General features: G+C 42.8%; 10 protein-coding genes. 4 read left to right on the forward strand and 6 right to left on the reverse strand.

Going from position 1 to position 13,751, the window contains the following annotated elements:
* The gene (locus tag SY85_RS22200; protein WP_066407855.1) at positions 1-2,499 is read right to left on the reverse strand and encodes a WD40/YVTN/BNR-like repeat-containing protein; all 2,499 of its coding nucleotides are present in this window, start codon (positions 2,497-2,499) and stop codon (positions 1-3) included.
* Positions 2,500-2,546: 47 nt separating this feature from the next.
* Here SY85_RS22200 and SY85_RS22205 point away from each other — a divergent pair, with 47 nt between their 5' ends.
* Complete coding sequence (locus tag SY85_RS22205; RefSeq protein WP_066407857.1) at positions 2,547-3,263, forward strand: toxin-antitoxin system YwqK family antitoxin; 717 nt, start codon at positions 2,547-2,549, stop codon at positions 3,261-3,263.
* Positions 3,264-3,614: 351 nt separating this feature from the next.
* On the opposite strand, the gene SY85_RS22210 is transcribed toward SY85_RS22205, so the two are convergent.
* From SY85_RS22210 to SY85_RS22220, 3 genes are all read right to left on the reverse strand, one after another.
* Positions 3,615-4,484 carry an alpha/beta hydrolase gene (locus SY85_RS22210; RefSeq protein ID WP_066407861.1) on the reverse strand — a complete coding sequence of 290 codons (870 nt, stop codon included), beginning with the start codon at positions 4,482-4,484 and terminating at the stop codon, positions 3,615-3,617.
* Between the two features lie 386 nt (positions 4,485-4,870).
* Positions 4,871-7,264, reverse strand: a complete 2,394-nt coding sequence (locus tag SY85_RS22215; RefSeq protein WP_066407863.1) for a M1 family metallopeptidase — start codon at positions 7,262-7,264, stop codon at positions 4,871-4,873.
* A gap of 139 nt (positions 7,265-7,403) precedes the next feature.
* Positions 7,404-7,979, reverse strand: coding sequence for a HupE/UreJ family protein (locus SY85_RS22220; protein WP_099459405.1), 576 nt, complete (start codon positions 7,977-7,979; stop codon positions 7,404-7,406).
* A gap of 81 nt (positions 7,980-8,060) precedes the next feature.
* Between SY85_RS22220 and SY85_RS22225 the strand changes: the two genes are divergently transcribed.
* Positions 8,061-8,600 (forward strand): DUF6702 family protein, encoded by a 540-nt coding sequence (locus SY85_RS22225; RefSeq protein WP_082886654.1) that lies wholly within the window; start codon positions 8,061-8,063, stop codon positions 8,598-8,600.
* Positions 8,601-8,610: 10 nt separating this feature from the next.
* Here SY85_RS22225 and SY85_RS22230 read toward each other — a convergent pair whose 3' ends face one another.
* Both SY85_RS22230 and SY85_RS22235 read right to left on the reverse strand, forming a co-directional pair.
* Complete coding sequence (locus SY85_RS22230) at positions 8,611-9,474, reverse strand: sulfurtransferase (protein ID WP_066407867.1); 864 nt, start codon at positions 9,472-9,474, stop codon at positions 8,611-8,613.
* 131 nt (positions 9,475-9,605) lie between these two features.
* The gene (locus tag SY85_RS22235) at positions 9,606-10,661 is read right to left on the reverse strand and encodes a linear amide C-N hydrolase (RefSeq protein ID WP_066407869.1); all 1,056 of its coding nucleotides are present in this window, start codon (positions 10,659-10,661) and stop codon (positions 9,606-9,608) included.
* Positions 10,662-10,918: 257 nt separating this feature from the next.
* Between SY85_RS22235 and SY85_RS22240 the strand changes: the two genes are divergently transcribed.
* Both SY85_RS22240 and SY85_RS22245 read left to right on the forward strand, forming a co-directional pair.
* The gene (locus tag SY85_RS22240) at positions 10,919-12,211 is read left to right on the forward strand and encodes an aminotransferase class V-fold PLP-dependent enzyme (protein WP_066407872.1); all 1,293 of its coding nucleotides are present in this window, start codon (positions 10,919-10,921) and stop codon (positions 12,209-12,211) included.
* A 627-nt stretch (positions 12,212-12,838) separates the two neighbouring features.
* The gene (locus SY85_RS22245; RefSeq protein ID WP_066407874.1) at positions 12,839-13,732 is read left to right on the forward strand and encodes a cyanophycinase; all 894 of its coding nucleotides are present in this window, start codon (positions 12,839-12,841) and stop codon (positions 13,730-13,732) included.
* Positions 13,733-13,751 lie beyond the last annotated feature (19 nt).

Consider the following 13,751-nt stretch of genomic DNA (forward strand, 5'->3'; position numbering starts at 1 on the left):
TTACTTAGCCGCTTTTTGAACATCATCCAATTGGGCAACGTAAATGCTACGGCCGTGCGTACCTAGAACAATCTCATTATCTCTTGGTTGTATGGCAATGTCATGAATAGGAATAGACTTTGGTAAGCCCGCATTCCACATCATAAAGCTCTTGCCTTTGTTGAAGCTTACATACAAGCCACCATCAGTACCCACATAGAGAATGTTTTCATTTTTAGGGTCCTCGCGTACAACGTTGATCGACTCCATTGGCAGATCTTGTCCCAGGCGCGTCCAGGTAGTGCCGTAGTCGTCACTCATATACAGGTAAGGATTAAAGTCATCGTTGCGGTAGCCATTAAAGGAAACATACACGCGTGGTTCCTTATGTTGAGAAGCAAGGACGCGGCTTACCCATAAATCCTGTGGTAAAGCTGTTCCTTTCTTAGGCGCATTAATAGGTGTAAAGCTATAACCTGCATCTTTAGATACATGGATGTTGCCATCGTCGGTACCTGTGTAAATCAAACCAAAACGTAATGGAGATTCAGCAATAGTGGTTATCGTTCCAAAAGGTACATCGCCATTCTTGCTGCCTTTGGTCAGGTCGCCTGTTAATGCGATCATGGTATCGCCCTGATTGAAAGAGCGGTAAAGCTTGTTAGAACCAAAGTACAATACATCCTGATTGTGTTGGCTGATTTGAATAGGTGCTTGCCAGTTAAAACGTAAAGGCAATTCTCCTAATTCATGACGAGGCGTAATGCGCCTTGTTCCTTCGCGATTCAGGCGATTGGAACGGGAATAGTTACCAAATTGAGAGCCATAATAAACGGTCGAATTGTCTCTTGTGTCTACCTGTACCTGCATGCCATCGCCTCCACCTATATTACGAACAACACCGTCTTCCTGACCCATGCCTGAACCGGCGAAGGAATTACGTGGCGTAGACGATGGGAGGTACCATGTACCGTTATCTTGTAAACCACCGTATACATTGTAAGGTTTAGCGTTGTCAAGTGCTATAGCATAATACTGCCCAACCGGAGGTGTATTGGCTTTAAACCATACTTCACCATTATCATACGTAATGTTTACGCCACCGTCGTTTCCATTGATCAAATGTGAGTCGCGGTTAGGGTTGATCCATAATGCATGATGGTCGGCATGTACATTGTTTTTGTCCATACTCTTCCAGGTTTTACCACCATCGGTAGACACCTGTGAAGAAAAGCCTAAAGCATATAATTTTTCAGGATTGTAGGGCGATACATAGATCTTAGCAAAATAGTATCCATAAGTAAAGAAGATGGGTATCTCTTTATCATGGGTTTTGCGCCAGGTTTGTCCGCCGTTATCACTACGGTATACTTCTGCTCCCACAGGTGTGCTTTCAAAGCCAGTATTTACATATAAGTAATCATACAAAGAAGTGGGTTTCAGCTTTTGCGTAGCTACCATTTCTTTGACCTGTTTAGCCGAATATTTAGGAGCTAAACGGTTACGCTTTAAAAACGTATCCAGCTTGGCTTCATTGAGTTGAGCAAATTCCTGGATGTTTAAGTTCTTTAATTGATCCAATAAAAAGGTGGTAGTGTCTTTCTTAGCTGTATCGGGGCGGGCCGCTTGATTGTCTACAATAGCATAAACGATCTGTGGGTTTTTAGGATATACGGTTAAACCTATGCGTCCTACTATATTACCCGTTGGAAAACCAGAACCTTGCTTGGTGATCAATGACCAGGTTTCACCACCATCTGTACTTTTATAAATACCGCTGGTAGCGCCACTTTCTTCAAAATTCCACGCACTACGTGTGCGATACCAGGCTGCTGCATAGAGCTCATTTGGGTTTTGCGGATTGATATCCATTTCTACTACACCTGTATTGGCATCAATAGCTAAGGTCTGCTTCCAGGTTTTACCACCATCCGTAGTTTTATAAACCCCTCTTTCTTTATTAGGAGAGTATAGGTGGCCAAGCACGCCTACCCAGGCAATATTATCATCGGTAGGGTGTAGTTGGATCTTGCCGATATGGTGCGATTCTGGTAAACCCAGGTACTCCCAGGTTTTACCGTTGTCTTTGCTTTTGTAAACCCCTACGCCTGCATATGATGAGCGGCTGCTGTTTACTTCACCAGTACCTACCCAAATGGTGTGGGTTTTCCAGTTTACAGCTATGTCTCCAATACCAATAACATCAGCGCTATCAAAGATGGGCGTAAATGATAGTCCATTATTGGTTGTGTGCCATAAACCACCAGTAGCATAGGCTACATAAAATTCAGTTGGGTCGTTAGGGTTGGCTTCAATGTCATCTACGCGTCCGCTCATGACAGAAGGGCCTATATTCCGAAACTTTACATGGTTAATTACCGAGTTGCGTTCCAGCGTCTTACGCTGCTGCAGACCTTTCATACGGTCGTCTGCAGTAGTAGGTTTCACTTGCGCCTTTGACAAAAATGTAACGAAGAGCAGACAAAGGGCTAGGGAGGATTGCGTTAACTTTGATACCATACAGATAACTTTTACGTTCTAAGTGTATCGTTCAAACTTACTAAACTATGCGTTACCTATTCATTTTGTTTGTATTTGTGAGTTTCAGTGCAGCAGCACAGTGTAAGGATTATATTATCAGTGCTAAGGGCGATACCCTGAACTGTACTGATATGAAAGGAGTGAAACAAGGGCCTTGGGTGGTGCGAGTAGACAACCTGAGAGGTGAGCGGGGGTATGAAGAAGAAGGATTTTTTAAAAATGGTGTCAAAGAAGGTACCTGGAGACGTTTTTCTCTGGAGGGCGATTTGATAGCCATTGAAAACTATCGTTGGGGCCAAAAGGATGGACGTAACCTTTATATGACATATATGGGTGAGCCTTTGCGTGAGGAGAACTGGCGCGCTATTGACCCACAGAATCCTTATGATACGGTGAAAGTGTATGACGTTAATGACCCCACGAAAGTAGTGGGTACCAAAGTGGTTAAGATAGAAACACTGGCAGTTAAACATGGTACCTGGAAATATTACGGTGAAGGTGGCGTAGTTGAGAAAACCGAAGAATGGGTAATGGATAAGCCCAAGGTAAAAGAAACAGCTACTGCCGCTACTGGTGTAGAAGATGATCTTGCTCCGATAGACGTATCGACTGGTAAAACAGCTACTAGTGCAAAGGCGACTGATCCTAAGACATCAAAAAAGCCACAAGCCGTTTTAGATTATGAAAAGAAGAATTCTGGTAAAAAGAAGATAAAAGTGCGTGATGGAAGTACGGGGGGATGATTAAGGTGAGTGGTGAGAAAGGGTTGACAGGTTGATAAGTTGACAAGGAGAAGATTAATGAACAAGGAACAAGAAATGATGAAGGAAGAAGTAGGAAAAATTCGAAAGGGGAAATTCGAAATGGGAAAGGAAGAAAGAAGGAATGTTCAATGCTCAATTATCAATTATCAATGTTCAAGGTACAAGGCACAAGGAAGGATGAGTGAGGAATAAGGAGTAATGAGTGAGGAGTAGGGAAGTTATTAAATTGGCAATATAGAGAAAGCCCCGGAGTGCCGGGGCTTTTCTGTTTTATATAATTTGCTGAATAGTAAAGACTATTTCACTTCTAACGAACTCACCATTCACCACTCACATTTTCCCTTCCTTAGCTTTCTCTCCACGCTTCAGGGCTTCTGCATTAGACACGCCATTACGATCAAAATAGTTTCTGAAATACAATAGCTGATACTCTACAGCTGTGCCCCAATAGGTCCAATCGTGTTTTCCGGGCCGTTCTGTATAGTCGTGCGGAATTTTTAATTGTAACATTTTTTGATGGGCCATGCGGCTCATTTCGATAATAAAGTCTTCGGTGCCGCAGTCCATAATAATAGCAATAGAATCTTTAGGGTAATGATCCATTTGCCCCATAATGGAATATTGATGCCATAAAGCTTTATTCGTCGTATCGCCTAAAAGCTTTTCAATCCGGTATTTGTTTGTAATATGTTCAATAGATAATGCTCCACTCATGCTACCGCAGGCGCCAAAGAAATCGGCATGACGAAAACCCAGGAACAGTCCGCCGTGGCCACCCATACTCAAACCTGTTATGGCCCGGGCTTTACGGTCTTTAATAGTGCGGTAAGTAGCCTCTATATAAGCGGGTACTTCGTTGGCTATATACGTTTCATAGCGCATGGAGCTATCAACTGGGCTGTCCAAGTACCAGCCAGCGTAATCGCCATCGGGGCAAACTATCAGTACCTGGTAGGTATCGGCATGTTTCTGCAGCTCGGGTACACGTGTAATCCAATTCCAAAAGCCACCAGAGTAGCCATGTAGTAAATAGATAGTAGGGAAGTGGTTGTTTTTATTCTTATACGTGTCTGGCTTAATGACTACACACTTAATATCCTTACGCATACTATTGCTGCGAATGGTTACCGTATCTACAGTACCTGCCTTGGCAAACGTGCTAATGATGATGCTACATACTAAAAGAAAGAGGGTGCGCATGTGTTGAACCTATTTAAAATTTCAAGTTAAGGCTTTCAGCCAAAAGAAAAGGAAATTGCCGATTAGTAGTGTAAAATTTCTTTATATGAATATGGGGTATTGTGCACTTTATCCAACTAAAATATCAACTCATTACGTTGAACAAATTAAAAATAAAATGACTCGGTAATTTGGATGCAGAGTAGAATACAACATTTATCATCTCGCTGTCTTTCTTTTTAGAATAGAGAGAATGGACATGTTTGTAAATAGATTCACTCCTATGATTACTACTATCTATCCCTATGATTGCTAGTAGTCCAATCCTATGTAAAGGTGCTCTGACAAACATTAGTGCAAAGAAAAAGCCACTCTTTATGAGTGGCTTTTTCTTTTATAGGGATCTATTAGAAACCTTTTTTCTCTTGTGCTTTTTGCATTGGGTTTGGTCCTGGTACTGAACCACGAGCCGGGCCACCTTGCTTTTGCTTAAATACCTGGAAGCGGCTAGGTGTAACATTTGCACTACCCCAGCTATTATTAGCTTCGTTGATATCTGCTGTTTCGCGCATTGGATCCAGCTTGATAGACGCTACTTCTTTATCTTTCACGAAGAACTTGGTAACCTTGTTCTCATTATGGCGCCATACCTGCGCAGGAATGCGATCTACTTCTTTAGAACCATCCTTATAGGTCCACTCAATGATGATTGGCATAACCAGACCACCTTTGTTACCAAAGCTTAACTCGTAGAAGTGTTTATTAGATAAGCGTTGCTTTGTAGCTTCATCAACAGCTTCTGCGTTAGCAGGAACAATCGTTGCATAGCTAGTGGTGTCATAAGCCTCTAAGCCGCGGTCATATTTCCAATAGAAATCACGTAAGCTGGTATCTACGTCTGTTAAGAATTTAATATTGGGATCCTGGCGGTTACGAATCTTTGAAATGTCTTCAAAGCTGTTTACCTGAGGTTCAGCCAATTTTCTTTTCACGGTAGCATCCTGTAAACGTGTTTGCATAGTAGCGGTTGGAGAGAAGTCAACACGGGCGTATTTAACGCTATCTAAAGAGATATCCGTTACATCTGTGCTGTAGAACCAACCTCTCCAGAACCAATCCAGATCTTCAGCGCTGGCATCTTCCATAGTGCGGAATAAGTCGGCAGGAGTTGGATGCTTAAATGCCCAACGGCGTGCATACTCTTTGAAAGCATAGTCAAACAGCTCGCGACCCATGATCGTTTCACGTAAGATGTTCAAACCTGTAGCTGGCTTCGCATAGGCGTTAGGACCAAAACCAATAATGTTTTCAGAATTGGTCATGATCGGCTCTAATTGATCTTTAGGCAGCTTCATATAGTCTGTGATAGCGAAGGCTGGTCCACGACGAGAAGGGAATTTGTTATCATACAATTCTTCTGTCAGGTATTCAACAAAGGTGTTCAAACCTTCGTCCATCCAAGTCCACTGACGCTCATCAGAGTTGATGATCATTGGGAAGAAGTTGTGACCTACTTCATGGATGATTACACCCAACATACCATATTTTGTCTGCTCAGAGTATGTACCATCTTTTTCTGTACGGCCATAGTTAAAGCAGATCATTGGATATTCCATACCGTTGTTAGCTTCAACACTGATAGCTACAGGGTAAGGATAAGGAATAGTAAACTTAGAATAAGACTGAATGGTGTGTGCTACTGTTTTAGTAGAGAATGGACGGTACAAACCATACGCTTCTTTACCATAATAGCTCATGGCCATTACTTTTTTACCCTCTATGATAGTAGGCATGGCATCCCAAACCAGTTTGCGAGAGCTGGTCCAGGCAAAGTCACGAACGTTATTAGCGTTGTAGATCCATGTTTTAGTTCCAGTGCTCTTGTCTTTTTCGTTCTCTTTAGCTTCTGCCAGTGTAACTACTTCTACTGGCTCTTTAGAAGTTTGGGCTTTTGTCCAACGAGCCAATTGAGCCGGAGATAAAACTTGTGCATAGTTCTGACACTCACCTGTTGCACCAATTACGTGGTCAGCAGGAACGGTCATTTGAACCTTGAAGTTGCCAAATGTTAAAGCAAACTCACCACGTCCAGTGAACTGGTGGTTTTGCCAACCTTGGAAATCTGAATAAACGCAAAGGCGAGGATACCACTGCGCCATGGTAAACAAATGGTTACCATCTTCTGGGAAATATTCATAACCACCGCGGCCACCTTCTTTCATGCGGTCGGAAATGTTATAATTCCAGTCGATATTTACAATAGCTTTCTGACCAGGTTTTAATGGTGCAGGAAGGTCTACACGCATCATGGTTTTGTTGATCACATACTTCAGCGACTTTCCAGTAGCATCGGTAAGCTTAGTGATGTTGAAACCAAAACCGTTGTCTTTGCCGGTTTCTTGCAAACTTTCCAGGTTCTGCGCACTTATTTGGCGTGGCATCATGCTGCTGGATTGGTAGTTAGCATTCTTTGTGGAGCTGTGCTCATTTTCATCTAACTGGAACCACAGGAACGTTAACTCGTCTGGAGAGTTGTTGTAGTAAGTAATAGTTTCACTACCTGTCAGGCGTAACGCTTTTTCATCCAAAGAACACTTGATGTTGTAATCGGCACGTTGCTGCCAATACTTTGGACCTGGAGCACCACTGGCGGTGCGATACTCGTTAGGAGTAGGCAGAGTAGAACCTAGCTGCTCAAACTTGTTCGCGTGATTTGAGCCTGGATTGTTCTGAATGTTTTGTGCAAACAGTAAGCCGCCAGTTACTAACTGTAGGCCACACGCCAGCGCAACTTTCCTCATTTTAGACATGTGTTTATTTAATTTATGGTATAAAACAGAAAAACGAATTTGAAATTTATTATTTGATATTATTGCCCTCTTCTCACTTATTATTCATCCCTTAATACTCATTTTCTGGCAGCTCATAGCTTTTCTCCTCTTACCACGGCAATCTTTCCACGGCAATTTTTAAAGCTACAATAAATCCGGCTGAAGACAACAACCATACCCAGTAGCGCCGGTTTAGTTTGATAAAGTAAATGAAAAGATACGCTACCAGCAGAATTCCTAACACCACTACCACCTGTCCGGCCTCCAAACCTAAGTTGAATTGTAATAAAGGCCAAGCTAAATTTTCATCTTTTGCCAGCATGAAGCGTAAAGTATTGGCAAAGCCCAAGCCGTGGATCAACCCGAAGAACAGCGCTAGCGCATAATTCCATCTAATACGATTAGGGTTATAGTCCTTACTAAAGAAGTTAAAGGCTGCCGTAAGTACAATGGTGCAGGGTATCAGAAACTCTACCCATTCGGTAGGGACTTGAATGATATTTAAAGTGCTTAAAGCCAGTGTAATGGAGTGGCCAATAGTGAAGGCTGTAACCAACACCAGTACTTGTTTCCAATCTTTTATGGTATACACAGCGGCCAGCACTAAGATAAATAGCTGGTGGTCCAAGGCGTCGGCACTTATAATATGCCGCCAGCCTTCAGTAAAATAATTCAGTTCTTCCATCAGGGTTTTTCTTTTAACCTTTTCTATATTCCCGCCTTTAAAATAAATCGCATTTTTGTATTGATAAAAATTATTCTGTCAATGGCGCTTCTATCATTTAAATGGTTATTCATTTCCTTGTTTTCCTTGTTCTCTCTTCAATCGCAGGAGCATAGCATAGTTGATAAAGGTACAGAGAGTTTTCACCCCTTTTATGTAAGTGTGACTGAGATCAATCATAATGCTAAGGAGAAAACCCTAGAAGTTAGCTGTAAGATCTTTGCGGATGATTTGGAGGCGGTGTTAAAACAGAATTATAAGACAAAGGTTGACCTGGTTAGCCCGCAACAACATGAGCAGATTAATAAGTTTATAGGCGATTATATTACCAAGCATTTGTCCTTTATAGCTGATGGTAAACCAGTTAAGCTTACTTATGTAGGTTTTGAAAAGGAAAGTGAATCGGTGTATTGCTATTTTGAAGTGGATAACCTTCCTACACTTAAAAAACTAGATGTTAATAATAGCATTTTGCAAGACTTTAACGATACCCAGATCAATATCATGCACGTTATTGTAAACGGTAACCGTAAAAGCTACAAACTAGATTATCCAAATAAGCAGGCCAGTTTTGCTTTCTAATTAAACCCATTTAGGGTTTATCGCCAGTATTAATGGGGCGGTCTGTTCTGGACCATTCTCCCCACGATCCTACATATAATTGAGCACCGGGCATACCCGCCTGCTCCAATGCTAGCAGTGTATGGCAGGCTGTAACGCCAGACCCGCAGTGCACTATGATGTGATCCATGGAGCGGTCACCTACAACTGGTTTATAGGTTTGGGCTAATTCATCTCCAGTTCTGAAATCATTTTGTGCGTTCAGGTTTTGACTAAAGGGAATATTGATAGCTCCGGGAATATGACCGGCTACTAAATCAATAGGTTCGCTTTCTCCTCTATAGCGATAAGCATCGCGCACATCGATTACTACATAATCAGGGTTCTTGCTTACGGCTTCAACGGTTTCAATGGAAGCTGTAGGTAGTTGCCAGTCGGTAACCGGGTAGGGCATGGTGGCTTTAGGATGCGTTACTTCTGTGGTAAGGGCAATGCCAGCTGCCACTGCCGCCTGCAAGCCACCGTCCAGCACATAGACATTTGAGTGGCCTGTGGCCCGCAGCATCCACCAAAAGCGAGCGGCTGCATTAGCGCCACTTTTATCATCATATACCACCACGGTACTAGAAGGTGTAATGCCCAGGCATCCTAAGAGTGCCGCGAAGGAACTGATACTCGGTAATGGATGCCGACCTCCTTTAGCAGCGTCTTCAGGCTTTTCTGCAAGATCTTGATCCAAATCTACAAATTGAGCATGTGGTAAGTGACCGGCCTGGTATTGGGAAATAGCTTGTGGGCCAGATCGTGCATCAATGAGTATATAATTTTCTGCAGCCAGTGTTTGAAACTGTTTGATAGAAATGATCGGTGTAGGAAAAAGAGGTTTGGCGTTCATACCTCTAATGTAAGATTTCTGTTAGAGAGAATATGAGTCTAATAAACAGATTGAAGACAACTGTCGATTGACAGTCTTATTTCATTTCTCTGTTAATAAAATTCATAATAGTAGCTTGTTCAGGGTAAATACTATTTATGATCACACTGTATTGTTTTGAAATAGGCGGCAGCTTGCGATATAGATGCTTCCGGAATATCAATATTCTTTTTGCTTTCACGAGCCGATTGTTCAATCAGCTCTTTATTTTGCTGGAAAGAAAGTGGGGCAAAATAGGTGGCAATATCTCCCTTTTGTTGACGCTGAAGAGGGTAGTACAAAGTGGAGTTGTTACAAGTGAAATCTACGTTCTTAAAAGAAATTGATTTTCGTTGTTGTGCGTCCTGTGTTACAAAATGTACTTGCTTATTTGTAATGTCATATACAATACGCCACTTTGTATATGATCCTTGTGCTACGTTATCCAGAATACTAAATGCATAATCAACAATAGGCTTGTTGGTGGTTGTTGTTTGAAAGTCTTGCACCATACGGCAAGCGGTAGCAAAGCGTTCAACAGAGTTGTCGGAATATCCATTTGAGCTACCATGCAGGCTTACCTGGCGTTCAGCCTCTTCATAAACGGTATTGGTTAATACCGGGTTAGAAAGATCCTTTCCGCTGTGTACTTTCATTTTGCCATTAATAAACTCAATAGTGGCAGCGTTACCGTTAGCATCAGCTACCAAATAGTGAAGGGGGGCAGCATTATCGCGGCTAATGCGGATAGCGCTGTCAGTGGCAATCACTTCACTAACGGTAGTGCAATTGTCTAACTGGTACTGGATCCACTGCAGCTCATTCATGGCAGCACGTTGATCAGCCCTTGGGTACGTGGTTTCAGTTAGCCACATCAGTTCTACCACCAGGCCTTTTTCATTCATGCCACCATGCGGAAACTCTTTGCCAAATTGGTTAAATGTAATACTGCCACATTTTGATATCCATGTTATGGCTTTTTCACCAACGGGTGTAAAAGATGTTTTCTTCACACCTCGTGCATTGATCATTACCGCCCCGTTACCTGTTACCCAATCGTAGTTTCTGCCAAATACCAGTTGTCCATCTTTCTTTAATAAGAAGGTAGAGCAAGCATACAGAAAAGAGGAATATAAGATCAGGAAAAAGAGGGCAAGCGCTTTTCTCATACTATAAGTTACTAAACCTATATATAATTTAGAAGTTAATTAAGGATACCAGTTTGCATGTTTATAAGTTCATTTGCTCTAGAGTTCACCAGTAATTTAAGGAACTTGTAAACTTGTGAACAAGCGAACTCTTGAGCGTTTTTAAGGACGCTTTTTTTTATTTCTCAACTGTAGTTGCTTGTATCTTTTGCCTGACATAACACATTTGTCTAACCTGTTTTGCTAACATTGACTATATTTAGTCAAACTTGCTGCTGATGCCTAACCGTCGCTCTTTCTTACAAAAGGTAGGAATGGCTTCTGCCTCTGCCTTTTTTACTGCATTAACGCAGCCTTCGTGGGCCCGCCAACTGGATCGGGCTATGAACGAATACCATCTGTTATCAGCCGATCAATTGGCTGAAGAGGAGGATTTTTGGTATTACATACAGCAAGCCTTTACCGTTTCTTCTTCTATTATCAATCTCAATAACGGAGGGGTGTCGCCGGCACCTAAAGTTGTGCAGGACGCTATGAAGCGGTATTACGATCTCAGTAATGAAGCACCTAGTTATTTTATGTGGCGCATTTTAGATCAGGGCCGGGAAACGCTAAGAGCCAACCTAGCGGGGCTTGCCGGCTGCAGTGCAGAGGAAATTACCATTAACCGCAATGCATCTGAGGGCTTAGAAACTGTGATCTTTGGCTTGCCGCTGCAACGTGGCGATGAAGTGGTGGCAACTAAGCAGGACTATCCCAACATGGTCCATGCCTGGCAGCAACGCGAGATCAGGGATGGCATAAAAGTGAACTGGATCAACCTGGAGTTGCCTAGTGAAGACGAGAACTACCTGGTACAGCAGTATGTAAAGGCCTTTACTCCCCGTACCAAGCTGGTACACATAACCCATATGATCAATTGGAACGGGCAGGTAATTCCGGTCAGAAAGATTGCTGACCAGGCAAAAGCCAAGGGTATAGAAGTGTTGGTAGATGGTGCTCATACCTTTGCCCACCTCAATTTTAAAATACCCGACCTCAATGCCGACTATTTTGCTACCAGCCTGCATAAGTGGCTCTATGCACCTATTGGCAGCGGTATGTTGTATATAAAGAAAGATAAGATCAAGAACATTTATCCCTTATTTGCCGCCGACAACCCACATAAAGATGATATCCGGAAATTTGAAAACCTAGGTACTCGTCCCTTCTTTATTGAGCAGGCCATTGGTAAAGCCATTGAGTTTCACGATATGATTGGTGCCGAACGGAAAGAAAAGCGACTGCTGTATTTGAAGAATTACTGGATGGAAAAAGTAAAGGACCTGCCTAAGGTAAAGCTTCACACCTCTCTAAAAAAGGAATGGGGTGGGGCACTAGGCCTGGTATCGTTGGAAGGCAAAAAGCCAGCAGAATTGGACAGTTTTCTTTTTTCCAAGTATAAAATACACACCACCTCTATAGAATGGGAAAACATTCATGGGGTACGTATAACTCCCAATGTTTACACCACCACCAAAAACCTCGATGTTCTCGTTGAAGGCATTACCCAATTTGCCCGTAGTGTTTGAGGGAAAGAAGTGAGAGGAGTCCACGGTCGACAGACGACAGTCCATGAAAAGAGAGTTAATGGTCATTAGTCAATAAGTCATTGGTCAGTGAGTCATTAGTGAACCTTTAGTGAAGGTATATAGGAGGAGTAGAGGAGGATATACTCTGCAACTCCTCCGTAACTCCTCTATAACTCCCCGGAAAGTGACCACGGATTAATAGGATTTATAATGAATGAATGGGATCTCAGAGCGGGAGGTTCCTGTGCGTGAGTGCTCCCCTTTAGGGGTCGGGGGCTTGCTAGGGCCTGCCTCTCCTGTGGGTCTCTTGTACCTCTCCTGTACCTAGTCTGTACCTCTTCTGTACCTCTTCTGTAGGTAAGTCCGTACCAACTGCACAGAAAAAGCCCTCTACCTGCCTTCCACATTCACTACTCCTCCTATACTCATTCATTACAAATCCCTCCCTGCTTAATTATTCCCTTCTCGAGGCTCCTAGCTCATCGTTAATGGCTTTCTCCTGCTGGTACTAGTTCTATAATCTTAATTCTAACCTCTCTCATAACTTTCACAAGCCTTTTGGGCGAATACATTAAACTATTGCTCTGTTTTAGGGTTAAATTTGTAGAGCTAATATCCTAATGAAAAATGCTAAATCCTAAAGGAAAACTTATTGCGGTTGGAGGTGCTGAAGACAAAGGCACAGACCTGGAAACAGGGGAAATCCACCGCAACAACCTTAATTTTTTTGAACTGGGCATTCTGCGCCGCATTGTGGAAGAAGCCGGCGGCAATTCAGCCCGTATAGAAGTTATTACCACGGCTTCTACGATTCCCACAGAAGTAGGGGATAATTACCTGAACGCATTTGGCAAGATTGGTTGTGAGAATGTGGGTGTGATGCACATCCGTAACAGGGCAGATGCCACCAATGAAGAATATTTGAATCGTATTCGCCAATGCGATGCGGTAATGTTCAGTGGCGGCAACCAGCTGCGCCTAACAGCCACTTTTGGCGGTACAGAGTTCTTGAATATCCTGCTTAATCGCTTTCAGTACGAAAACTTTGTGGTGGCTGGCACAAGCGCAGGAGCCATGGCCATGAGCAATACCATGATCTACGAAGGAAATGCCACGCGTGCCCACCTGAAAGGGGAGGTGAAGATCACTACCGGTCTTGGTTTTATAGACGATGTGATCATCGATTCTCACTTTGAAAAGCGTGGGCGTTTTGGTCGCCTCGCACAAGCGGTGGCTACGAACCCATCCTGTATAGGACTTGGACTAGGTGAAGATACCGGTATGCTAATCACGGATGGTAACAGGATGGAAGCCATTGGTAGCGGGCTTGTTATTATTGTTGATGGTCATGAAATTCAGCATAGTAATGTGGCTGATATTCCGGAAGGCAACCCAATTAGTATTGAGAACCTAAAGGTTCATTTCTGTGAAAAGGGTAATGGTTATATCCGCAACAGCCGGAAGTTCTTGATGGAAGCTAAGGAGGGTGCTTTGATTAAAAAGCAGATAGAAGTTGAATAACCGAATTTGTATAAAGTAA

This window comes from Flavisolibacter tropicus (assembly GCF_001644645.1).
GTDB classification, from domain to species: Bacteria; Bacteroidota; Bacteroidia; order Chitinophagales; family Chitinophagaceae; genus Flavisolibacter; species Flavisolibacter tropicus.